This is a genomic window from Streptomyces sp. NPDC058274, assembly GCF_042881375.1.
Lineage (GTDB): Bacteria > Actinomycetota > Actinomycetes > Streptomycetales > Streptomycetaceae > Streptomyces.
This window is the reverse complement of sequence record NZ_JBHVXW010000005.1, coordinates 440,340-463,055: the sequence shown is the minus strand read 5'-3', so window position 1 is coordinate 463,055 and position 22,716 is coordinate 440,340. Positions and strand designations below refer to the sequence as shown.

At 72.8% G+C, this 22,716-nt stretch carries 21 protein-coding genes; 9 read left to right on the top strand and 12 right to left on the bottom strand.

Annotation, left to right across the window (positions count from 1 at the left end; all coding sequences use genetic code 11):
• Positions 1-254: 254 nt before the first annotated feature.
• Positions 255-956 (bottom strand): glycoside hydrolase family 75 protein, encoded by a 702-nt coding sequence (locus ACFVYF_RS14250; RefSeq protein ID WP_389455471.1) that lies wholly within the window; start codon positions 954-956, stop codon positions 255-257.
• A gap of 406 nt (positions 957-1,362) precedes the next feature.
• On the opposite strand from ACFVYF_RS14250, the gene ACFVYF_RS14245 reads away from it, so the two are divergent.
• The 3 genes from ACFVYF_RS14245 (at position 1,363) to ACFVYF_RS14235 (ending at position 4,079) form a co-directional block, all read left to right on the top strand.
• Positions 1,363-2,340 carry a fibronectin type III domain-containing protein gene (locus ACFVYF_RS14245; RefSeq protein ID WP_389455470.1) on the top strand — a complete coding sequence of 326 codons (978 nt, stop codon included), beginning with the start codon at positions 1,363-1,365 and terminating at the stop codon, positions 2,338-2,340.
• 12 nt (positions 2,341-2,352) lie between these two features.
• Positions 2,353-3,288: a LysR family transcriptional regulator gene (locus tag ACFVYF_RS14240; RefSeq protein WP_389455469.1), complete on the top strand. Its 936-nt coding sequence runs from the start codon at positions 2,353-2,355 to the stop codon at positions 3,286-3,288.
• 260 nt (positions 3,289-3,548) lie between these two features.
• Entirely contained in the window at positions 3,549-4,079 is a 531-nt protein-coding gene (locus tag ACFVYF_RS14235) for a hypothetical protein (RefSeq protein ID WP_389455468.1), read from the top strand.
• 19 nt (positions 4,080-4,098) lie between these two features.
• On the opposite strand, the gene ACFVYF_RS14230 is transcribed toward ACFVYF_RS14235, so the two are convergent.
• From ACFVYF_RS14230 to ACFVYF_RS14215, 4 genes are all read right to left on the bottom strand, one after another.
• Positions 4,099-4,701 (bottom strand): PadR family transcriptional regulator, encoded by a 603-nt coding sequence (locus ACFVYF_RS14230; protein WP_389455467.1) that lies wholly within the window; start codon positions 4,699-4,701, stop codon positions 4,099-4,101.
• A gap of 53 nt (positions 4,702-4,754) precedes the next feature.
• Positions 4,755-6,770, bottom strand: a complete 2,016-nt coding sequence (locus tag ACFVYF_RS14225) for an FAD-dependent oxidoreductase (RefSeq protein WP_389455466.1) — start codon at positions 6,768-6,770, stop codon at positions 4,755-4,757.
• 109 nt (positions 6,771-6,879) lie between these two features.
• Entirely contained in the window at positions 6,880-7,662 is a 783-nt protein-coding gene (locus tag ACFVYF_RS14220; protein WP_389455465.1) for a putative protein N(5)-glutamine methyltransferase, read from the bottom strand.
• Between the two features lie 177 nt (positions 7,663-7,839).
• Positions 7,840-8,898: a hypothetical protein gene (locus ACFVYF_RS14215; RefSeq protein ID WP_389455495.1), complete on the bottom strand. Its 1,059-nt coding sequence runs from the start codon at positions 8,896-8,898 to the stop codon at positions 7,840-7,842.
• Positions 8,899-9,103: 205 nt separating this feature from the next.
• Between ACFVYF_RS14215 and ACFVYF_RS14210 the strand changes: the two genes are divergently transcribed.
• Complete coding sequence (locus tag ACFVYF_RS14210) at positions 9,104-9,532, top strand: MarR family winged helix-turn-helix transcriptional regulator (RefSeq protein WP_389455494.1); 429 nt, start codon at positions 9,104-9,106, stop codon at positions 9,530-9,532.
• A 137-nt stretch (positions 9,533-9,669) separates the two neighbouring features.
• Here the strand turns inward: ACFVYF_RS14210 and ACFVYF_RS14205 are convergent, their stop codons facing one another.
• Both ACFVYF_RS14205 and ACFVYF_RS14200 read right to left on the bottom strand, forming a co-directional pair.
• Positions 9,670-10,347: a GNAT family N-acetyltransferase gene (locus tag ACFVYF_RS14205; RefSeq protein WP_389455493.1), complete on the bottom strand. Its 678-nt coding sequence runs from the start codon at positions 10,345-10,347 to the stop codon at positions 9,670-9,672.
• Between the two features lie 323 nt (positions 10,348-10,670).
• Positions 10,671-11,609, bottom strand: a complete 939-nt coding sequence (locus tag ACFVYF_RS14200; protein WP_389455464.1) for an NADP-dependent oxidoreductase — start codon at positions 11,607-11,609, stop codon at positions 10,671-10,673.
• A gap of 360 nt (positions 11,610-11,969) precedes the next feature.
• Between ACFVYF_RS14200 and ACFVYF_RS14195 the strand changes: the two genes are divergently transcribed.
• Together ACFVYF_RS14195 and ACFVYF_RS14190 are read left to right on the top strand one after the other, a co-directional pair.
• Positions 11,970-12,575: a sulfite oxidase-like oxidoreductase gene (locus ACFVYF_RS14195; protein ID WP_389455463.1), complete on the top strand. Its 606-nt coding sequence runs from the start codon at positions 11,970-11,972 to the stop codon at positions 12,573-12,575.
• Between the two features lie 61 nt (positions 12,576-12,636).
• On the top strand, positions 12,637-13,392 hold the full coding sequence (locus tag ACFVYF_RS14190) for a ferredoxin reductase (RefSeq protein WP_389455492.1): 756 nt from the start codon (positions 12,637-12,639) through the stop codon (positions 13,390-13,392).
• 184 nt (positions 13,393-13,576) lie between these two features.
• Here the strand turns inward: ACFVYF_RS14190 and ACFVYF_RS14185 are convergent, their stop codons facing one another.
• Both ACFVYF_RS14185 and ACFVYF_RS14180 read right to left on the bottom strand, forming a co-directional pair.
• Positions 13,577-14,458 (bottom strand): universal stress protein, encoded by an 882-nt coding sequence (locus ACFVYF_RS14185; protein ID WP_389455462.1) that lies wholly within the window; start codon positions 14,456-14,458, stop codon positions 13,577-13,579.
• Between the two features lie 361 nt (positions 14,459-14,819).
• Positions 14,820-16,166 carry an 8-oxoguanine deaminase gene (locus ACFVYF_RS14180; RefSeq protein WP_389455461.1) on the bottom strand — a complete coding sequence of 449 codons (1,347 nt, stop codon included), beginning with the start codon at positions 16,164-16,166 and terminating at the stop codon, positions 14,820-14,822.
• A 135-nt stretch (positions 16,167-16,301) separates the two neighbouring features.
• Between ACFVYF_RS14180 and ACFVYF_RS14175 the strand changes: the two genes are divergently transcribed.
• Entirely contained in the window at positions 16,302-17,267 is a 966-nt protein-coding gene (locus tag ACFVYF_RS14175; protein ID WP_389455460.1) for an acetylxylan esterase, read from the top strand.
• A gap of 33 nt (positions 17,268-17,300) precedes the next feature.
• Here ACFVYF_RS14175 and ACFVYF_RS14170 read toward each other — a convergent pair whose 3' ends face one another.
• Entirely contained in the window at positions 17,301-18,350 is a 1,050-nt protein-coding gene (locus ACFVYF_RS14170; protein ID WP_389455459.1) for a phosphatidylinositol-specific phospholipase C domain-containing protein, read from the bottom strand.
• A gap of 225 nt (positions 18,351-18,575) precedes the next feature.
• On the opposite strand from ACFVYF_RS14170, the gene ACFVYF_RS14165 reads away from it, so the two are divergent.
• Positions 18,576-19,742, top strand: a complete 1,167-nt coding sequence (locus ACFVYF_RS14165) for a serine hydrolase domain-containing protein (RefSeq protein ID WP_389455458.1) — start codon at positions 18,576-18,578, stop codon at positions 19,740-19,742.
• A 143-nt stretch (positions 19,743-19,885) separates the two neighbouring features.
• Positions 19,886-20,611: a GntR family transcriptional regulator gene (locus ACFVYF_RS14160; protein WP_389455457.1), complete on the top strand. Its 726-nt coding sequence runs from the start codon at positions 19,886-19,888 to the stop codon at positions 20,609-20,611.
• A gap of 41 nt (positions 20,612-20,652) precedes the next feature.
• Here the strand turns inward: ACFVYF_RS14160 and ACFVYF_RS14155 are convergent, their stop codons facing one another.
• Entirely contained in the window at positions 20,653-21,483 is an 831-nt protein-coding gene (locus ACFVYF_RS14155) for an acyl-CoA thioesterase (RefSeq protein WP_389455456.1), read from the bottom strand.
• Between the two features lie 253 nt (positions 21,484-21,736).
• Positions 21,737-22,507, bottom strand: coding sequence for a class I SAM-dependent methyltransferase (locus ACFVYF_RS14150; protein WP_389455455.1), 771 nt, complete (start codon positions 22,505-22,507; stop codon positions 21,737-21,739).
• Positions 22,508-22,716 lie beyond the last annotated feature (209 nt).

Genomic DNA, 22,716 nt, shown 5'->3' with positions numbered 1-22,716 from the left:
CGTTCGAGTGGCCGGCCCCCCCCCCTTGGGTGGGGGGGGGTGCGCCCAATGACCCGCCCGACGGCGGGCAGGGGGCCGCCGACGCAGTCTCTCGGGTCCACCGTCGACGGGGAAGTTCCGGGCACGTCCCGCGGGACCGCTGCCGGCAAAAGGGCCCGCACAACGCCGCCGCTGGGCGGCCCGCGCATGCCCGGCGCGGAGGAGGCCCGGGGGCATGTCCCGCGGAACCGCCGTGGGCCCGATCACGCCGGTTCTCAGTTCTCGCTGATGAACTTCCGCGCCAGCGCCTCGCCTTGGGTCACGGCGGCGCGGTGGTTCTCGATCGGGGACACGCTGGAGTTCTTGAACACGATGTAGGTGACTCCCGAGTCCGTGCCACCGCCGCGGGGGTCGGAGCGGATACCGAGGCCCTCGGCGGTGGCGTACGACGCCTCGCCGATGAGCTCGCGCGGACCGGTGTCGCCGACGACCGCGTACTGCACCCGGTCCTGGTAGATCACGGCGGCGACGGAGCCGCCCCGGACGCCGTGGTCCCGGTGGTTCCAGATGGGCCCCGCGGACGGCACGACGATGTACGGGAGGGTCTCGGCGTCCAGATGCCGCCCGTCGGACTGCTGAAAGGCCGTCGAGGACGAGAAGAGCGGATCGGTGCGCGCGTTGCAGCGGGCACCGGGCCGTCCGTCGCAGTCGATGTCCATGTCCGCCTTCCAGAAGACGGCGCCCTGCTTTCCGCAGACCGGGATCGTCGCGGGGACCCCGTCGTCGGGGCGATAGCGCCCCTTCGAGACGGGGGCGCAGTCGCGCACCTCGGCCAGCAGTTCACTGGCGAGGACGCTCCCCTCGCGCGCCGCGGGGGCGTGCGAGCGTGGGGCAGCGGTGGCGGTGGCGGTGGGAAGCGTGGTGGGGGCGAGCAGGGCGGCACTGGCCGCGGCCAGCGTCAGCGACTGGACACGCACGATAAAGGACCCTCTCCTGGGGGACATTGACGGACACTCACCACAATCTGCTGCGGGTCGGTGAGTGCGGCCACTGGTGGGGGTCCGGACGGTGCACGAGACGGGTCCGCCGCATGCTCGGCAGGTGCTGGGTTCTCTGGTGGCGTCCGGGCGGCCGAGGGGCCGGGCCCATTCGGCCCGGCCCGCTCGGCCGACCTCGCCGGCGCGGGATCAGCGACGACAGCGGTCCGCGCCGTTGGGCGTGAACTGCCGTGGAGAGAAAGCGAGTTCACGCCGCGTCAGATGTCAGCATACGTAGCTTCCGGCCGAGCGGTCGAACAGCTCGGGCTTTCCGCTCCCTCTTGATGTGACCGCGCCAGTCATGGCATACAGGTACAGACCAATCCCGTCGAGGGAAGGCAGGGCCGTGCGACGCGTACCTCTTCCGGTGATCTGCGGCTCGCTGCTCCTGGTGGCGTCCTGCGGCTGGGGCGCACAGGGCGATGAACAGGGCGGACGGCTGCCCGCGGCTCCCGCGGGAGTCACCGCGGCGGCCGGCAGCGCGACCAGCGTGCACGTCATGTGGAACCTGGCGTCCGGAGACCCCAAGGTCACCGCGTACGAGGTGTATCGCGGCACCACGAAGGTGAAGGACGTGCCCGGTGGCGAGCACATGGTGGACGTCACCCGGCTCGAGCCGTCCACCACCTACGTCTTCACCGTCCGGGCCAAGGACGCGGACGGTGACGCGGGCCCGCCGAGCGAGCAGGTCAGCGCCACGACACCGGCGGCCGTCGCCGCCGACGACCGTGCCCCCACCCGCCCCGGCACGCCGAGCGGGAAGACGGTCGGCAGCCGGGCGGTGCAGCTGTCCTGGGCGAAGTCGACGGACGACCGGGGCGTCGCCTCGTACGACATCTACCAGGGTACTTCGAAGATCCACAGCGTGGGCGGCGGGCAGACGGCGACCGTGGTGACGGGACTGCGGCCGGGCACGCGCTACTCCTTCACCGTCAAGGCGCGTGACGCGGCCGACAACGTCTCGGCCGCGAGCCGGGCCGTCCCGCTCACCACCGCGCCCGGTTCGGACGACGGCCGGGGCACCGCGCCCACCGCCTTCCGTGCGACGACCCATCGGGCGGACGACGCCTACTACCTCGACCTCTCCTGGGTCCCGCCGGAGACGGACGGGACGGTCACGGAGTACCAGATCCATCTGGACGGGAAGCCGGCGACCTCACTGGTGTGGGGCGACGGCCCGCCGGACGGCAAGGCCACGTACAGCTTCTACATCGGCAAGGACGCCGGGGTGGCACACCGGGTGCGGATCCGCGCGAAGCTGCCGGACGGCACCTGGGGCGGGTTCTCCGCGGAGCGGACGGTGACGACGGGGAGCGAGCGATAGGCGCGGCTTAGGATGGGCCGCGTGACCCATCGGAAACCCAATGCCGCGCCGCTGGATCTCTCCCTGTTGCGCACCTTCCTGGCGGTCCATCGCGCCGGTTCGTTCACGGCGGCCGCCCGGCTGCTCGGGCTCTCGCAGCCGACCGTGACGACCCAGATGCGGCAGCTGGAGGAACAGCTGGGCCGGGAGCTGTTCGAGCGGCAGCCGCGCGGGGTGGCGCCCACGGTGGCGGCCGACGAGCTGGCCGGGCAGGTGGCGGTGCCGCTCGACGCGCTCGCGGCCGTCGCCGACCGCGGCGGACTCGGCGCGGACCGGACCCCCGAGCCGGTACGCGTGGCGGGCCCGGCCGAGCTGCTGTGCACCCGGGCCCTGCCCGCCCTGGCTCCGCTGACGGCCCAGGGCGTACGACTGCGGGTGACCACCGGGCTGACCGACGAACTGCTGGACGGACTGCGGGGCGGCCGCTTCGATCTGGTGATCGCGACGACCCGGCCGCGCGGTCGCACGCTGACGTCCGTGCCGCTGGGCGACGAGGAGTTCGTGCTGGTCGCCGGGCCCGAGTGGGCCCGGCGGATCGGCCCCGGCCGGGTGGCGGCCGAGGGCGCCGCCGCGCTGCACGGGGTGCCGCTGGTGTCGTACGCGGAGGATCTGCCGATCGCGCGCCGCTACTGGCGGCATGTCTTCGGCGTACGGCTGTCGGGACAGGCCGCGATCACGGTGCCCGATCTGCGGGGTGTACTGGCCGCGGTGGCCGCCGGTGCCGGGATCACCGTGCTCCCCCGCTATCTGTGTCTGTCCGAGCTTGCCTCGGGTGCGCTGGTCCCCTTGCTGTCTCCCGAGGATCCGCCGATCAACACCTCGTACCTCAGCTCGCGCCCGGGCGCGCCGGATCATCCGCATGTCTCCCTCGTCCGGGAGCGGCTGCTGCAGGCCGGCCGCACCTGGTGAGCCGGCGGCCGCGGCCGTGACGGACCAGCGGGTCCCGGGGCGCCGCCCAGGGCCGGTCCGAGGCGCTGCGATGCGCCGGCCAAGACCGTGACAGGCCAACGGGCGTCGGCCGGCCGAAGGAATCTTTCACCTGCCCGGTCCCCGCCCGCATGCGGTCCGGGTCGAGGGCGCGTTGGCTCTCGTTTGGGCAGCACGGCCGTTTCCCAATCCTCGGCGGCTCATGGGATGTACCGCCAACCGTGCCGCCGGAGGGCAGTCCTATGCGTACTACTCAGATACTCCTCCGCTCCGGCCTGACGGTGGCCGCCGCCGCCGCGCTTCCGCTCACCCTGGCCGCCGGGTCTGCGGCCGCGTGGGGTTCCGGGATCTCGGTGAGCACCAGCGGATCGTCGGTCACGGTCACCACCAGCGCCTGTCCGGGCAGCAGCGGCAACTTCGGCAACGCCTCGCTGCTCACCAGCAGCCAGGCGAACTTCGCCCAGGGCCGCCAGACGCCGTTGACCGGGACGAGCAACACGCAGTCGGCCAGCTGGTCGGGCGTGAGCTCGGGAACGTACACCGTCATCGTGGTGTGCCAGAACGGGACGACGGCGGGCACCCAGTCCATCGTCGTCTCCGCGCCCACCATCTCCGCGACGGCCTCGCCCTCGCGCGGGGTCATGGGCGGCCTGGGTGGCGCCACGAAGGACTACGGCATGGCCACCGTGGTCGGCGGCGGGGCACTGGTGGCCACCGGCGCCGTGGCCGCGGCCTGGTTCCTGCGCCGCCGCTCGAAGCCGCACCGGCTCTGATCAGCGGGACCGACCCCTCTCAAGCGGGTGGCCGTCCACCGGCTTCGGCCGGCCGGACGGCCTCCTGCTGCTGCGCGGGCGAGTCGCCCCCGAGGTGCGCGAACTCCTCCAGCGCATGGGTCAGCCACTGCGTCCAGAACGTCTCCAGGTCGATGCCCGCCCGCAGGACGAGGTGCTGGAGGCGGTCCTGCGGGGCGTCCTTGCCGGGCGGGAAGTCGCGCTCCTGGATCCGCTCGTAGTCCGCCAACTGCCGCTGATGCAGGTCGAGATGGCGGCGCAGGTCCGCCTCGATGCCGTCGGTGCCGACCACGGCGGAAGCGCGCAGCCGCAGCAGCAGCGTGTCACGCAGCGGCTTCGGGTCCTGCGAGGCGGCCGTCCAGCGGGCCAGCTCCGCGCGGCCCCCGGCCAGGACCTCGTAGCTCTTCTTCTGGCCCCTGGCCGGCTGCTCGCTGGGCAGGGCGCGGATATAGCCCTCCGCCTCCAGTTTTCCCAGCTCGCGATAGATCTGCTGGTGCGTCGCCGACCAGAAGTAGCCGATCGACCGGTCGAACCGCCGGGTCAGCTCGAGGCCCGACGACGGCTTCTCGAGCAGGGCGGTGAGGATCGCGTGCGGCAGTGACATGGAGTCATCCTAGGGACGCCCCCGGGACCCGGTCCCGGGGGACGACGGTCCGGCTACAGCGCCGCCGCCAGCTCGGTGCCCTGCTTGATGGCGCGTTTGGCGTCCAGTTCGGCGGCCACGTCGGCGCCGCCGATGAGGTGCACGCTGCGGCCCGCGGCGCTCAGCTCCTCGTACAGGTCGCGGCGCGGCTCCTGTCCGGTGCAGAGCACGATCGTGTCGACCTCCAGGATCCGGCTCTCCCCCTCGACCGTGACGTGCAGCCCCGCGTCGTCGATCCGGTCGTAGCGGACACCCGGAACCATGGTGACGCCCCGGTGCTTGAGCTCCGTGCGGTGGATCCAGCCCGTGGTCTTGCCGAGCCCGCCGCCCACCTTGGACGGCTTGCGCTGCAGGAGGTGGACGGTGCGCGGCGGGGCGGGCCGCTCGGGCGCGGCGAGGCCGCCGGGGGTCCGGTAGTCCATGTCGACGCCCCAGTTCCGGAAGTACGTCGCCGGGTCCTCGCTCGCCTTGTCGCCGGCGTCGGTCAGGTACTCGGCGACGTCGAAGCCGATGCCGCCGGCGCCGAGGATCGCGACGCGGTCGCCGACGGGGGCGCCACCCCGCAGGACGTCGAGGTAGCCGACGACGCTGGGGTGGTCGACGCCGGGTATCTCGGGGGTGCGCGGGCTGACACCGGTGGCGACGACGACCTCGTCGTGGCCGTCCAGTCCGCCCGCGGTGACGCGGGTGTTCAACCGCACGTCCACGCCGTGCAGTTCGAGCTGCGTACGGAAGTAGCGGATCGTCTCGTCGAACTCCTGCTTGCCGGGGACCTTGCGGGCCACGTTGAGCTGGCCGCCGATCTCGGGAGCGGCGTCGTAGAGCGTGACGTCGTGGCCGCGCTCGGCCGCGGAGACCGCGCAGGCCAGTCCGGCGGGGCCGGCGCCCACCACGGCGACGCGCTTGCGCAGCCGGGTCGGCGCGAGGACCAGCTCCGTCTCGTGGCAGGCACGCGGGTTGACCAGACAGGAGGTGATCTTGCCGCTGAAGGTGTGGTCGAGGCAGGCCTGGTTGCAGCCGATGCAGGTGTTGATGGCCTCGGGCCGCCCGGCCTCGGCCTTGGCGACGAAGTCGGGGTCGGCGAGCATCGGGCGGGCCAGCGACACCATGTCGGCGTGGCCCTCGGCGAGCAACTGCTCGGCGATCTCAGGGGTGTTGATGCGGTTGGTGGTCACCAGCGGGACGGCTACGGCGCCCATGACCTTCTTGGTCACCCAGGCGTACGCCCCGCGCGGCACCGAGGTGGCGATCGTGGGGATGCGCGCCTCGTGCCAGCCGATGCCGGTGTTGATGATCGTCGCGCCGGCGGCTTCCACGGCCTTGGCCAGCGTGATGACCTCGTCCAGCGAGGAGCCGCCGGGCACCAGGTCCAGCATGGAGAGCCGGTAGATGATGATGAAGTCCTCGCCGACCGCCTCCCGTACGCGCCGGACGATCTCCACCGGAAAGCGCATCCGGTTCTCGTACGAGCCGCCCCAGCGGTCGTCGCGCCGGTTGGTCCGCGCGGCGATGAACTCGTTGATCAGATAGCCCTCGGAGCCCATGATCTCCACGCCGTCGTAGCCGGCCCGCCGGGCGAGGCGGGCGGCGCGCGCGTAGTCGTCGATGGTCCGCTCGACCTCGGCGTCGGTGAGCGCGTGCGGCGGGAAGGGGCTGATCGGGGCCTGGAGGGCGCTGGGGGCGACCAGGTCCTGGTGGTAGGCGTACCGGCCGAAATGGAGGATCTGCATGGCGATCCGCCCGCCCTCGCGGTGCACCGCGGCGGTGACCTCCGCGTGCTGCTCGGCCTCCGCCTCGGTGGTCAGCTTGGCGCCGCCCTCGTAGGGCCGCCCCACCTCGTTGGGCGCGATCCCGCCGGTGACGATGAGGCCGACGCCGCCGCGCGCGCGGGTGGCGTAGAACTCCGCCATGCGCTCGAAGCCGCGCTCGGCCTCCTCCAGGCCCACGTGCATGGAGCCCATGAGGACACGGTTGGGCAGGGTGGTGAAGCCCAGGTCGAGCGGGTTCAACAGGTGCGGGTAACGGCTCATCGGCCCCTCCGTGGCGGTGTCGTACGTCTGTTGTAGACGACCGCGCCGACGTTGTGCAACTAGTTGCACAACCGGAGGGACCGAGCTCACACCGTCGGCCGGGAGCGGATCAGCCGAGGGGCCTGACGCCGATCACGACATGGGCGTATCTCTCCTCGGAGACCGCGAGCCGGGCGAGCAGGCCGGCGCGGGCGAAGGCCTCCTCGGCGGACGGCGCCTGGAGCCCGCTCGTCTCGACGAGCAGAAAGCCGCCGGGGGCGAGCCAGCGGGGCGCCTCGGCGGCGACGCGGCGCAGGACATCGAGCCCGTCCGCGCCGCCGTCGAGAGCGACCAGCGGTTCGTGGTCGCGGGCCTCCGCGGGCAGCAGGCCGACCTCGCCGGTGGGGACGTACGGAACGTTGGCGGCCAGGATGTCGACCCGGCCGAGCAGGGTGGCGGGCAGTGCCGCGAAGAGGTCGCCCTCGTGGACGTGCCCGCCGAACGGGGCGACATTGCGGCGGGCGCAGCGCACCGCGGCGGGGTCGATGTCGGCGGCGTGCAGTTCGGCTCCGCCGAGGGACGCGGCCAGGGCCGCGCCCACCGCCCCCGAGCCGCAGCACAGGTCCACGACGACGGTCGCCTCGCGCGCGTGGGCGACAGCCTGCTCGACGAGGAACTCGGTGCGGCGGCGGGGTACGAAGACACCCGGATCGACGGTGACGCGCAGACCGTGGAACTCGGCCCAGCCGACGACGTGTTCCAGGGGGAGGCCCGCGACGCGCCGGTCGACCATGGCGGCCGCCTCGTCCGGGGTGCGGGCGGTGGAGAGGATCAACTCCGCCTCGTCCTCGGCGAAGACACAGCCTGCGGAGCGGAGCGCGGCAACTACGGAAGCGGGAGAGAGAGGTGGCATGGAAGCCGAGAGCCTTTCGAGAAACCGAAGGGCGCTCTCGCGGACGCCTACTGGCAGTGATCCGCGCTGCCTTGAGGTGAGAGCACCCGGCCTGACACAGCGGTAATGGGTCCCACCTCCTCGGCAAGTCCTCGACTGGGGCGGTCCACAGTCGGGACCGCCACTTTACAGGAACGATCAGACGGCGACCGTCTCCTCCAGCTCCTCCTCGGCGCCCTCGGCCTCGACGGCGCGCACTTGGGTGGCCGGCTCCTGCGGTACGACGGCCTCGGCACCCCGGGCCCGCTTCCGCTCGACACCACCGGCGACGGCGGTCACCAGCAGGCCGACGGCGAGCCAGCCAACGAGCCTGGCCACGTTGCCGGAGAGTCCGTCACGGCCGAAGTAGAGGAGGCTGCGGACACCCTCGACGAATCCCGCACCGTTCCAGAAAGCGTGCAGGGTGCCGAAGAAGCCGCCCTGGAGCTCGGGCCGGAAGAGGCCCCCGGAGCTCGTGAAGTTGAGCATCACGAAGAGCACCATCATGGCGAGGGTGGTCCAGCGCTTGAGGAAGGTGTGGAGTCCGACGCCGATGAAGAGGATCCCGGCGGAGTAGAGCCAGCTCATCCCCCACACGGCCGCGAGGTCGTGGTGCGCGAGATGGAAGACGGGTCCGGCGAGCAGTGCGCCGATGACGCTCACGACGCCGGAGACACCGAGGGCCAGCAGGGCCCGTATCCGCATGGACAGGGCGCCGCCCGCGGCGCCGAGTGCGGCGACGGACGCGTAGGAGCCGATGCTCAGCGCGATGAGCAGGAAGAACAGGCCCTGGCCCGTGGGATCGTCGGACACCGTCGGGGTCACGTCGGTGACCTTCAGCGGTTCGCCCTGCTGGGCCGCGACGGGCGTGAACACCTTCTCGACGGCGGTGGCGCCCATGTCGGACGCGGCGGTGGCGACGAGGAGTTCCGGCGCCTTGGCAGCCGGCACGTAAGCGCCCGTGATGTCACGGGACTTGAGGAGGTCGACGGCCTCCGGGCGGCTCGTCACGGTCCGGACGTCGAGCTGGTCCCCGGCCTTGTCCTTGACCGTCTGGGCGAAGACCTTCGTCTCGGCCCCGGAGCCCACGACGGCCACGGGAAGGTGGTGCGGCTCGGGCGTGACGAAGGCGCCCATGTAGGCGAGCCCCATGCCGACGCACATCAGCAGCGGGGTGATCAGGTGCGTGAGCACATGACGCAGGGCCGGGGAGCGCAGGCCGGTGACCACGGATCCTCCTTTGGTTGGCATACACAACTCACTATCAAGTTGTACTATACAACCAGGAGAGCCGAGGAGGTGTTCCGTGACCGCAGCCGAGAGGTCCGGTGAGACCGTTGTCACTGATCAGGGCCCAAGTGGGCGGAGTGCCACCGCCACGGACGCCCCGGCGGGCGGCGCCGACCGGGACGGCGCGCCGGCCATGACCGGCGACGTGGCGGTCGAGACCATCCAGCGGGAGATGACGACGTTCGCCCGGCGCGCCCGGGCCACGGCGGGGCGGATGCACCCCGAGCTCTCGCTCGTCTCGTACACGCTGCTGGGGCATCTGGAGGAGCGCGGCGGCTGCCGGTCCACCGACCTCGCCGCGCACTACGCGCTGGACAAGTCCACGGTGAGCCGGCAGGTGGCGGCCCTGGAGCGCGCCGGGCTCATCGAACGGCGGCTCGACTCCGAGGACCATCGGGTGCAGGTGCTGCAGCTGACCGAGGCCGGCACGCGGATCCTCGCCCAGGTGACCGAGAGCCGCCGGTTCGCGTTCCGCGAGCGGCTCGCGGGCTGGCCCGAAGAGGACCTGGCCCGGTTCGCCGGCTACCTGCTGCGCTACAACGCGGCGGCGTCCGACAGCTGAGCGTGGGCGGTGCCCGGCGGCTGGTCAGGGGCAGTGTCCGACGGCTGATCGCAGGCGGCGTCCGACGGTTGATCAGGGCGGTGTACGACGGTCGATACGGGCGGCGGCTCGGGCAGGCCGGGTGCCGCCGACGCGCGTCAGGTCAGCAGTTCCGGCACCCGCGCCGCCATGAAACGGGTGGTGCGCCGCAGCCGGAATCCCAGGGCCTCGTAGAGCCGGATGGCATCGGTGTTCCCGGCGCCGGTGTGCAGGAAGGGGGTCTCGCCGCGTTCCCGGATGCCGTGGGCGACCGCCAGGATCAGCCGGGTGGCCAGCCCCTCGCCCCGGAAGTCCGGGTCGGTGCAGACCGCGCTGATCTCGGTCCAGCCCGGCGGGTGCAGCCGCTCCCCCGCCATCGCGACGAGGGCGCCGCCCCGGCGGATCCCCAGATACGTGCCGAGCTCCACGGTGCGCGGCAGGAAGGGGCCGGGCCTGGTCCGCTCGACCAGGTCCAGCATCTCCGGTACGTCGGCGGGGCCCAGCAGCACGGCCTCCGCGTCCGGCGCCGCGGGGATCCCGTCGTCGACGAGCTGTACTCCCTCCAGGCTGAACGTCACCTCCCACCCCTCCGGAGGCTGCCCGCGGAAGCCGGCCAGCGGCGCCTCCCCGCCGGGACCCACCAGCATGGCCAGGTCGGCCCAGTCGTCCGCGTCGGGCTCGTCCGGAAGGGCCAGCCAGGGCGACACGTCGACGGGGTAGCGCAGCACCCGGCCCCGGCGCTCGGCGAAGAGAGCGTGCGGGCCGGTGAGCGAGGCGAGGGCCGGGTTGTCGAGCACATGGCGTTCGGGGCTGCCGAGGTGCCCTTCGGGGGTGTTGAGGTGCCCTTCGGGTTGGCTGTCGTGCTGTTCGGGGCTGCTGTCCTGGCGTCCGGGGCTGCTGACCTGCCGTCCGGGGCTGCCGAGGTGCCCTTCGGGAGTGCTGACCCGCCGTTCAGGGCTGCTGACGTGCCCTTCGGGAGTGCCGGCCTGCTGCCCCGGGCCCGTGGCGTGTCGCGCCGCGTTCGTCAGGGGTCGTCCCGCGCTCGTGGTGAGTGATCCCGCGGAGCCCGCCGCGAGTGGGCCGGTGTTCGTCCCGCTCGCGTCGGGCCTCGTCTCCGTGCTCATTCGGCGGCCCCGGCCCCGGCTCCGACCTCGATCACGATCTTGCCGCGTGCGTGGCCGTCCTCGACCTCGCGCAGTGCCTCCCCGGCGCGGTCGAGGGGGAAGGTCCCGGTGACGAACGGCCGCAGCCGGCCGTCGACCACGAGCCGCGCCACCTCGTCGAGCACCGCGGCCGTGCGGGCTCGCTCGACGGGCAGTCCGCCGAGCCGCGCGACCGTCTCCCGGTCGGCTCCGGTGATCAGCTTCGACCGGTCGGTCAGCAGCGTCGCCGCGGCTTCAAGCACCTCACCGCCGACGAGGTCGAAGACCGCGTCGACACCGTCCGGAGCGGCCGCCCGTACCCGCTCGGCCAGGTCCGGCCCCGACGGGACGTGCACGGCGCCGAGCGATTCGACGAAGTCCTTCTTGCCGTCGCTCGCGACGCCGACGACGCGCAGCCCCAAGGAGTGGGCGATCTGCGTGGCCGCGACGCCGACACCGCCGCCGGCGCCCGTGATGAGCAGCGTCGCGCCGGACGGCAGATCCAGCTGCCGTACGCCGTCGTAGGCGGTCGCGGCCGCTACGGGGAGCGTGGCGGCGTCCGTGAAGGACAGTTCGGCCGGCTTGTGCGCGGTCACCGTCACCGGCAGCAGGGTGTACTCGGCGTATCCGCCGGCCACCGGGTTGCCGAAGACCTCGTCGCCGGCCGCGAAGCCGGTCACGTCGGCGCCGGCCTCCTCGACGACACCGGAGACCTCGTTGCCGAAGACCGACGGCAGTTCGGGCGCGGGTCCGCCGGGGCGGCGGTAGCCGGTGCGCTGCTTCCAGTCGACGGGATTCACACCCGCCGCGCGCACCGCGACCAGGACCTGGCCGGGGCCGGGACGCGGACGGTCCCGCTCGACGAGGGCCTCCGTCTCCGGGCCACCGTGCTGGGTGAAGACGTACGCCTTGGGCATGGCTGCCTCACTCTCTCCTCGCTGTCACCGGTCACCGGGGCACCGGCGTCTGCACTGGCGGAAAGGAAGATCACGGCGTCGCTATTCCCGGGGCGGGCGAGTGTTCATACGGCCGCAATGATCGAGGTCATCGGCCCCCGAAGCGCCGGGTGGGGCGCCGGGTAGGTGCGGGCTGCGCGTACGGTTGAATGCGTACGCACAGAGCGCGTGAGTGCCTCCGCACAGAGCGCGCGGGCGTCGGCCCACGGACGGCACGGCCCCGCGCGCACGGACGGCGGCACGCGCGTCCGCCCAGGTCCACGCACTGATCACCACCGATCCCGGCGGGCCGTCGAGGGACGGCCTGGAGGCACCACCCGCATGAACGTCACCCGAGGCTTCTCCGGGCGCGCCCGCGTCCAGAACACCGGGCTGCCGCCCGGTCAGTACGACTCGGGCGACGACTGGCCCGTCCTGTCCGCCGAGGTCACGCCCCACCTGGCGCCCGCCGACTGGACCTTCCGGATCGACGGTCTGGTCGCCCGGCCGCGCACCTGGGACTGGGACGAGGCCCGCGCCCTGCCGCCGTCGGCCTACGAGGGCGACATCCACTGCGTGACGAGCTGGTCGAAGTTCGGGGTGCGCTTCGGCGGTGTGTCCCTGGACGCCTTCCTGGAGGCCGTGCGTCCGGACGCGACGGCCACCCACGCCGTCGCCTACTCGCACACCGGGTACACGACGAACCTGCCACTGGCCGACCTCACCGGCGGACGCGCCTGGATCGTGTGGGAGTACGACGGGAAGCCGCTTCCGGCCGAACACGGCGGCCCGGCACGGCTGGTCGTACCGCACCTGTACTTCTGGAAGAGCGCCAAGTGGATCGCGGGGATCCGGCTCCTGGACCACGACGAGCCCGGCTTCTGGGAGCAGAACGGCTATCACGCGCGGGGCAATCCGTGGGAAGAGCAGCGGTACTCCGGTGACTGAGACCGCCGCACCCCCGACCGCCGGGGCGTCCCAGCCCCATGACCGAGACCTGCGGACCGCGATGACCGAGACCTTCGTACCCCCGACCCGGTTCGCCGTGCCCGGGCGGATCTCCGTGAGCGCCCAGGCCGCGGCGCACTGGCAGACGGCCACGCTCACCGAGGTCCGCCGCGAGACCCCGCACGCGTCGACGTTCCGTTTCGCGGTGCCCGGCTGGGCGGGTCATCTCCCGGGACAGCATCTGATGCTGCGGCTGACCGCCGGCGACGGCTACGCGGCCCAGCGCCACTACTCGCTCGCCTCACCGCCGGACGACACCGGGCACATCGAGCTCACCCTCGACCATGTCGACGACGGCGAGGTCTCCGGCTGGTTTCACACGGTGGCCGAGCCGGGCGACGAGGTCGAGGTGCGCGGACCGCTCAGCGGCTTCTTCGCCTGGCCCGGCGACCGGCCCGCCCTGCTGATCGGCGCCGGCTCCGGGGTGGTCCCGCTGATGTCGATGGTGCGCCACCACCGCGCCCGTGCCCTGGCGGTCCCGCTGCGGCTGCTCGTCTCCGCCCGGCGCCCCGAAGAGCTCATCTACGCACGGGAGTACGGCGAGGAGACCACGCCCGTCTTCACGCGCAGCGGGCCGCCGGGTGTGCCGGTGGGCCGTCTGTCGGCGGCCCATGTGGCGCCGCTCCTGGCCGAGTCTCCGCAGGGCGGGTGGGAGGCCTATGTGTGCGGTTCCAACGGGTTCGCTGAGCATGCCTCGCGGCTGCTCGTCGAGGCAGGCCAGCCGGTGCACCGCATCCGTATCGAGCGCTTCGGCTGACAGTCAGCAGATCAGGGAAGCGGGCCCTGGCTGGCGGGCTTGGGTGGCGGAGATGAGCCCGGCCGGCGAGCCCCGCGCATGCCTGTGGTGGATGCGTGCCAAGCGCCTCGGCCCGGCCCCGCGGTCCCCTGAGTCGCGCGGATCCGGTGCGGTGTCACCGCCCGTCCGCGTCCTGCTCAGGTGCTCAGGAGTGCGGCACCACGGCCACCGGGCACGTGGCGTGGTGGATCAGCGCGTGGGCGGCCCGGCCCAGACCCGTCGCTTTCGCGCGGCGGCCGACGACCAGCAGCCCGGCCCTGGTGGACGCCTTCAGGAGATGGTGGCCCGGGTGCCCGTACACCACGTGCTCGGTGACCGTGAGCTCCGGGAACTTGTGGCGCCAGGGCTGCAGAGTGTGCGTCAGCACCCGCAATGAGCCGTCCTCCTTCTCGGCCACGTCGCCGGGAACGGCAACTCCGGGCGCGTAGCCGCGCGGCGGCGGCACCGTCCAGGTGTGCACGACATGCAGCGGCGCCGAGCGGGTGGCAGCCGTTTCGAAGGCGTAGGCGAGGAGTTCGTCGGCGGGACGGTCCAGATCGAGCCCGAGGACCACGGGCAGATACGGGGTCCGGCCCGGCGGGGTGCCGTCGACCGCGGGCATCCGCTCGTCCTCGGGGAGTTCACCCGCGCGGACGAGCACGACCGGCCGCTCGGCCGCCGCGGTGACGGCGAGCGCGACCGAGCCGACGAGGAAGCCCGCGAACCCGGTGAGCCCACGGGAGCCGAGGACCGTCAGCTCCGCCTCCGCGGCCGCCGCGAGCAGCGCCGGGATCGCGGGCGTATCGGTGCGGCGGGCGATGATGTCCAGGCGCGGGTGTGCGTACGACAGTTGGATGGCGGCCCGGTCGAGCGGGGCGCGGGCCGGGAGGTCGACGTCGGGGAGCGGGGCGGGCGCGGCCGGATCGGTGCCCGCGTGCAGCAGCCGCAGCGGTAAGCGGCGGCGCTCGGCCTCGCGGGCGGCCCAGTCGGCCGCGTCCAGACCGGCCCGCGAGCCGTCGACGCCTGCGGTGATGGTGCGCGTGCTCATGGGTCCTGCCTTTCGGGAACGCTACGGCTCCTGCACTCGGGGAGTTCGGCACTCAGCGGGCCCGGACCGCCGCCTCCGGGAACGCGACGACGCGCTCACGTGTCAGGCAGTCGGCGTGCTCCCGCGCGCGGGCCGCCGCCCGCCGGTCCGACTCCGTTGTGTTACGCGGGTTCCACAGAGAGCGCGGATCAGTCGCTCCGCGCGGGAACCGGGGCCGGTTCGCCGCGGGCAGGCGCGGTCGTCGGCTCCCCGAAGATCCGCACGGCCGGCCCGGCATCCAGGCGACTGATGCAATCAGTGGCGTGGTCCGGCAGCCGGTGATCAACGCCGCGCCGGCGACTCCGAGTTGGGCCGGGCTCCCCTACACGGGATTCTGCACGCGGCGCGCGATGCGGGCGTGCTCCCGCAGTACGTCCGACAGCGCGGACAGGACCGGTTCACCGCTCTCCACCAGGACCCGTCCGCCGACGACGGTGGTCCAGGCACGGGCGGGCCCGCAACGCAGCCAGGCCTCGACCGGGTCGCTCAGCGCTCCGGCCAGCGCCACTTCGTGCAGGTCCCAGACGACGAGGTCGGCACAGGCGCCGGGTCGCAGATGGCCCAGTTCGTCGGCGCGGCCCAGACAGCGGGCCGAGCCCCGGGTGGCGATGTCGAGTGCGTCGCGGGCGGTCATCGCGCCGGGCCCGCCCCGGTAGCGGCCCAGCAGCAGGGCCCCGCGCGTCTCCATCCACAGCGAGGCGTGGTCGGTCGAGGCCGAGCCGTCACAGCCGATGCCGACGGGCAGCCCGAGTTCGCGCATCTCCCGGACGCGGGCCGTGCCACCGCCGATGAGCATGTTCGAGCTCGGGCAGTGGGCCACCCCGACGCCCGCCTCGGCCAGGCGCCGCAGTTCGGCGTCGTTCGGATAGATGCAGTGGGCGACCCAGGTGCGGTCGCTCATCCAGCCGGTGTCCTCGAAGTACTCGACGGGCCGGCAGCCGTACGTCTCCAGACAGTAGGTGTCCTCGTCCCGGTCCTCGGCGAGATGGGTGTGGAGGCGTACGTCGTGACGCTCGGCGAGTTCCGCGGTCGCCGTCATCAGCTCCTTGGTCACCGAGAACGGCGAGCAGGGCGCGAGGGCGACCCTGACCAGCGCGCCCGGCCCGGGGTCGTGGTGGGCCCGGATCAGCCGCTCGCTGTCGACCAGCACTTCCTCGTCGGTCTGGGTGACGCTCCTCGGCGGCAGTCCCCCGTCCTCCACGGAGCGGGTCATGGAGCCGCGGGTGGCGTGGAAACGGAACCCGATGTCCCGGGCGGCACGGATCTCGGCGTCCACGAGTCCGGGCCGGGGGTGGACGTACAGATGGTCGGAGGACGTGGTGCACCCGCCCATCAGGAGCTCGGCCATGCCGACGTACGCGGACACGTAGGCGGCCTCCTCGTCGAGCGCGGCCCACAGCGGGTAGAGCGTGGTGAGCCAGTCGAAGAGGGAGCCATTGACCGCCGGCGCGTAGGAGCGGGTGAGGTTCTGGTAGATGTGGTGGTGGGTGTTGATCAGGCCCGGGGTGACCAGGCGGCCCGTGGCGGAGACGGTCCGGCGGGCCTCGGGCTCGCTGCCCGGTTCACCGACGGCGGCGACCCGGCCGGCTTCGAGGGCCACCCAGCCACCGGGGATCTCGCGTTCCCCGTCCACGACGAGCAGTTGGGCGTTCTTCACCAGGAGGTCCACGGCGTCATGCTAGAAGCCGAGGGGCACCGGTCTCGTGGAAACGCTCCCGGTGCCGTCGTCCCGGGGCCCTGGCGGCCCTCCGGCAACGACCGTACGGTGTGATCATCTGCACCTCGATGTCAAAGGTGGTCCTTCATGGCCCTGTTCGACCTCCCCCTCGATGAGCTCCGCGGCTACCGCAGTGTCTCCGCCGAGCCCGAGGGCTTCGACGCCTTCTGGGCCAAGACCCTCCACCAGGCGCGCGAACACGAGCTGGGCGCCCGCTTCGAACCGGTCGAGACGCAGCTGAGGAACGTCGAGGTGTTCGACGTGACGTTCGCCGGTTTCGGCGGCCACCCCGTCAAGGGGTGGCTGACCCTGCCGGCCGGGACAGAGGCGCCGATCGCCACGGTCGTCGAATTCGTGGGGTACGGCGGCGGACGGGGTCTGCCGCACACGCATCTGCTGTGGGCGTCGGCGGGCTACGCGCACTTCGTGATGGACACCCGCGGGCAGGCGAGCGCCTGGGGTGGGGGCGACACCCCGGACCCGGTGGGCAGCGCGCCCGCGTACCCCGGCTTCATGACCCGTGGGATCGAGGACCCGGAGAGCTACTACTACCGGCGGGTGTACACGGACGCTGTCCGCGCCGTGGAGGCGGCCCGTGCCCACCCGCTGACCGACGCGGACCGCACGGCCGTCGTCGGCGCGAGCCAGGGCGGCGGCCTCAGCATCGCCGTGGGCGGTCTGGTCCCCGATCTCGCGGCGGTCGCGCCGGACGTGCCGTTCCTGTGCGACTTCCCGCGCGGGACGACGCTCACGGACCGCGACCCGTACCGGGAGATCGGCCACTACCTGAAGACGCACCGCGGGCGCACCGAGCGGGTGATGCGCACGCTGTCGTACTTCGACGGGGTGCACTTCGCCGCGCGCGGCCGGGCGCCCGCGCTGTTCTCGGCGGGCCTGGAGGACCAGACCTGCCCGCCCTCGACCGTCTTCGCCGCCTTCAACGCGTGGGCGCACGAGGACAAGACGATCGAGGTGTACGACTTCAACGACCATGAGGGCGGTGGCCCGTACCAGGAGGCGGTCAAGCTGAGCTGGCTGCCCGCGTATCTCTGAAAGGCCGTCAGAACGCCTTCGGAACAGAGGTGTTCAGCCCGCCGAGCCCCGCGGTACGACCGTGGCCAGGACGGCGGGCAGGGGGTACCAGTCCGCGGAGACGACGCTGGCGTGCTGCCGGGCAAGCAAGTTGACGCGGTCCAGGGCCTGGGCCGGGGTGGGGTTGGTGCCGTCGATCGCCGGGGCCACGTTCTGGGCGTCGGTCATGACGACCAGGTAGTGCCGGTCGTCGTACCAGGCGGGGTCGATCGTGCCGTTGGTGTAGGTGGCGGCGTCGCCGTCGAAGATGACGAACCAGGGGCGGATCGTCGTGTCCGCGTAGCGCGTGCGCGGGTCGCCCGCCGCCGCGCCGTGCACAGCGGGGAAGGCCGAGGCCTCCCGCAGGCGTCCGGCGGCGGCCAGGTCGCGCAGATGCGTGGCGTACTCGCGGTCCGTCCACAGCGAGTCCGCGGGGTTGCCCTCCTCGACGGTGCCGGGAATCAGCTCGACGACGAACTTTCCGGCCAGCGAGGCGCGCGCGGGCCAGCCGTCGGCGCGTACGGCCGAGTCCAGGTCGGTGTGGGAGCCGACGACGTCGGCGGGGCGCAGCAGGGCGTCGCCGAGCTTCGAGGTGAGCAGGGCGTCCAACTGGGCGGGGCCACGGCCGAGGTTGGCCGCGAATCCGTCCTTCATCTCGACCTTCAGCTGGATCGGCCGGTGGCCCGGGTGGGCGTCGTGCCAGGCCTTGAGGTCGGCGAGGCAGCCGCCGAGGTCACGGTTGCGCGACTTGGTGCGCAGCTCGGCCGCGTTGGCCGCGTTCGCGCAGTTGTTGTCGTTGCCGAGGGGGTTGCTGTGCGAGACGCGCCAGGAGGCGCCGAACACATTGGTCCACACGTCGAGTTCGAGCATGCCCGCGCCGGAGTCCAACGCGTCGGCGAAGTACGGGTACTTGGCCTTCTCGTAGGCGTTGTGGACGCCCACCCAAGTGCCGGCCGAGTAGCTCGGGTCCGCGGCGGTCGCCCGGGGGCCCGTGGCGACCGCGAGCACTCCCGCCGTCGCCACCGCCAGTCCGGTACGCGCCAACGCCGTCATATGTCTGTGCATGTCCCCTGCCTCCTGCGCCCTCGGCGGTCAACCGACGTGCAGCGTAGGGGCGTTGGGTGACATGCGGAAGATCGTGCGGTGAAGCGACGGAGCACGGACGTGTTCCAAGGCTTCCCTCCGGACGGATGGGTTCCCGCGGGTTCCCTCCAGTCCGACCAGTCGGTACGTTCGGGTCGGCCGGCGCGCCGCCCGCGCTCCGGTGTCCCGACGGACGACGGAGGTCCCATGTCCGCACACGCGCCGCACGTTCAAGGCCACTGCGACACACGCTTCTCGGCGGTCCGGATGGCCTTCGAGGAGAACTTCCGCGACCGCCAGGAGCTCGGCGCCGCGGTGACCGTCGTGCACGACGGCGAGCCGGTGGTGGACCTGTGGGGCGGCTGGGCCGACGCGGCCCGCACGCGGCCCTGGGAGCGCGAGACGCTGGTGAACGTGTGGTCGACGTCGAAGGGACCGACGGCGCTCTGCGCGCACATCCTGGCCGACCGTGGGCTCCTGGACTTCGACGCCCCGGTCGCCGCGTACTGGCCGGAGTTCGCGGCGGCGGGCAAGGAGTCGGTCCTGGTGCGGCATCTGCTGTCGCACCGGGCGGGTCTGTCCGGGCTGCGCGAGCCGCACACCCTGGCGCAGCTCTGCGACTGGGAGCTGACCGTCGGGCGGCTCGCCGCGCAGGAGCCGTGGTGGGAGCCGGGGAGCCGGTCCGGCTATCACGCGCTGACGTACGGTTTCCTGGTCGGCGAGGTGGTGCGCCGCGTCTCGGGGCTGCTGCCGGGCGCGTTCCTGGAGCGGGAGGTGACCGGGCCGCTCGGCATCGACTTCACGATCGGGCTGCCGGAGAAGGAGGCGGTCCGGGCGGCCGAGCTGGTGCATCCGCCGGCCTCGACGACCGGCGAACGGGCAGCGGTGTTCGCCCAGTTGACGCCCGCGGCCCTGGCCGCGCTCACCAATCCGCTCGTCGGCGCCGCCGAGGCCAACACCGCGCAGTGGCGGGCCGCGGAGATCCCGGCCGCGAACGGCCACGGCACGGCACGCGCGATCGCCGCCCTGTACGGGATCTTCGCGCGGCACGGGAGGCACGGCTCTCAGCAGGTGCTCTCCCCCGGGGCCGCCGAGCGGGTGCGCGAGGGACAGGGCCGCTGCCGTGACCTGGTGCTGGGCGCCGGCTTCGCGCACGAGACGGAGATCGGGCTCGGATTGTGGCTCAGCGGACCCAACGGCTCGTACGGGCCCAACCCGATGGCTTTCGGACATGACGGTTTCGGTGGCTCCTGCGGCCTCGCCGACCCGGAGGCGGGTGTCTCCCTCGGATACGTCATGAACCGCATGGGCCCGCACATCGCCGACGACCCAAGGAAGACGGCACTCGTCGACGCCCTGTACAGCGCGCTCTGAACAGAGTCGCGCCGCAGGACGGGCGCGGGCTGAAATCGGCCGAACTCCGCGGCAGCTCTTCCCTAGTGGTTTAGACCAATGTTAGATGTGGTCGCGCAATGAGCCCGCACGGCTACGCCTTGTCACCAACAGGAGGCGCGGACATGGCCCGCACCACCCCCGCACCCGAACACGAGCCCCGCTACTGGCACATCGCCACCCAACTGCTGGGCGAACTCAAGGAAGGGATCATTCCGCCCGGCGCGCGCCTGCCGGGCGAACGGCAGCTGGCCGCACGCTTCGACGTGAGCCGCGAGACCGTCCGCCAGGCGCTGCAGATGCTGCGCCGCAGCGGCCTGGTCGCCACGGACAAGCGCGGCAGCCACGCGACACTGCCCGGGACCGCGGCCGAGCACATCCCCTCGCTCGACTTCCCCGTCGGGGCGCACACCACCGAGCCCTGTGCCATGCACCGGACCAGCGTGACCTGGGAGACTCCCCCGCCCGAGCACGCCGAGGCGCTCGGGCTCTCCCCCCAGCGGCCGACACTGGTCCACCGCTACGAGTCGGCCACGGCGGACGGGACCGGGCTGCGTACGGCCGTGACGTCCTTCTCCGCCGTCGCCGTGGCCGAGGTCGAGGAGCTGGCCCGCTATCGCGACCGGGCCGACGGCGAGGCCTCGGCCCAGCTGGGGCGTGCGTACGACTGGATGCGCAAGGCCGGACTGACCCTGCACCACCGGGACTCCATCACCCAGCTCCCCCGCTCGGTGCGGGTGACCCGGCAGGTGCGCGACCAGTACGACCGGCCGCTGGAGATCACGGACCTCGTGGTGGACGCCCAACAGGATGCCCTGGTCTACGAGTTCACGCTGCCTGCGGCGGTGTAGCCGTGCTTACGTGGTCACGCGACCGACGGCCGGGGCGGGCATCAGGAGCCGACCGCAACCCCGGAGGCGGTGTCCGTGCCGTCCGGGGGCCGGCGATCCAGGACGACGCGGGCCTGGCGGGCGACGGCGAGCAGTCGGCCGTCGGCCGACCACACGGCGCTGTCGTCCACCGCCCACCCGCTCCCGGCCTGCTCGGTACGCATCCGCACCAGGGCCCAGCCGTCCGGCACGCCGTTCGCGAGCGCGTCGGTGAAGTGGACGGTCAGCTCGGCGGTCGGCACGGGGAGCGGTGTACGCAGGCACGCGTAGAGGGCGGGCGGGAGGATGTCGGTGAGGGTCACGACGGTGGCGGCGTCCAGGGCACGGTCGTCCAGGCACCGTACCCAGGCGACGAGTTCGGCCCTCGCCCCGCCGGCGAGCGGCAGGTCCTCCGTTGCCGGCCGTATCTCCACCTGCTTGCCGAAGGGCGCCAATCCGACCGGCATGTCGAGCAGTTGGCAGTCCTCCGGGTCCGGGACGGCGGGGGCCGGGAGTCCGTCGTACGCCGGTCCGGTGCGGGCCGGGCCGAAGACCGCCGAGCCGGCGAGGGCCGGCCTCCCGTCCTGGTGGCCGCTGAACGCGACGGTCGAGGCGCGGCGGCCGGTCCTGGCCGCGGTCACGGCGAGGTGCAGCGGCCGGGCGTCCACCGGGGCCAGGAAATGGGTGGTCAGGGCACGGACCGGGTGGTCTCCACCGGCGATCAGGTCGCGTACGGCAGTGAGGGTCACCGCGGCGGTGTGCCCTCCGTGCGCACCCTCCCACGACCACCACAGGGGGTCGATCCGGGTCACGGTGTCCCTCTTGGCGGGCGTGCCGCCGGGTGAAGCCCTCATCGCCGTCCTCGCTCTATGGGTCTTGGAGAGAGTCGTTGATCTGCATAGTTTGAAAAGTAGACTCACCATAACCGGGCGAGTTGGAAAAGCAAACCCTTAAAAGATGATGGCAGGCCGGTAAAAGATGATGGCAGGCCGGCGAGCGTTACGGCGAATGTGACGGTGAGCCGTCCGAGGACGGGTTGAAGTACGGACTGGGCGGCCCCCGGGGTGGACGGGCCCGGGGGCGAACAAGCGCTTGCGCATGCCCCGTTCAGGCGGGTGCCGCGCCGCCCTCCCGTGTGGCGACGACCAGCCGGCAGCGCGGACTGCCGTCGCGCCTGCGCCCGAATTCGGGCAGTTCCCGCAGTTCCACGGTGAACCCGGCCCGTCGCAGCTCCCGCCGCACGTCACCGAGGCGGAAGGCGCGGTAGTACATGACGAACGGCGGCCGCCACACGGCGTTGCGCACCCGCATCGCCGTGTCGAAGGCCAATAGGGCCCAGTACCAGGGGGAACTCGGCGGCGCCGGGGCCACGACCGGGAAAGCGAAGCGTCCGCCGGGCCGCAGCACGGAGTGGACCTGTCCGAAGAGGCCCGGAAGTTCCCGCGGCAGGAAGTGCCCGAACGCGCCGAAGCTCACCACCACGTCGAAGACGGACCCGAACGGCAGGGCACGCGCGTCGCCACGCACCCACGAGACACGCGGCACCTGGGTCTCACCCAGCCGCGGCCCGCCGGACGTTGCCCCGACGCGCCCCCGCCCCACCGTCAGCATTCCCGCGCTGATGTCGACCCCGGTGACGCTCTGCGTGCACAGCTCCCGCAGCACCTCCATGCCCGCGCCGGTGCCGCAGCACAGGTCGAGCCCGTGGCCGAAGGGTCCGACCGGGCCCAGTGCCCGCGCCACCGCGTCGAGGATCGCGTCCGGTGTGCGGAACGGGGTGTGGTCGAACTTCGGCGCCAGCAGGTCGTAGCCGTGCTCGACGGACGACAGCGCCTGAACGGCCAGTTCGCGGAGGGTGGGTCCGTGCGGAGTGAACATCATGGGCAGCTTACGGGCACGGAGCGCACCGCCGCCGTGGGCCGCCCGGCTCCCGGTCCGGGCGCCGGGCACGGAGCGCACCGCCGCCGTGGGCCGCCCCGCGGGGCCGGCTCCCGGTCCGGGCGAGAGGCACGGAGCGCACCGCCGCCGTGAGCCGCCCCGCGTGGCCGGCTCCCGGTCCGGGCGAGAGGCACGGCCGACGGGAAGCC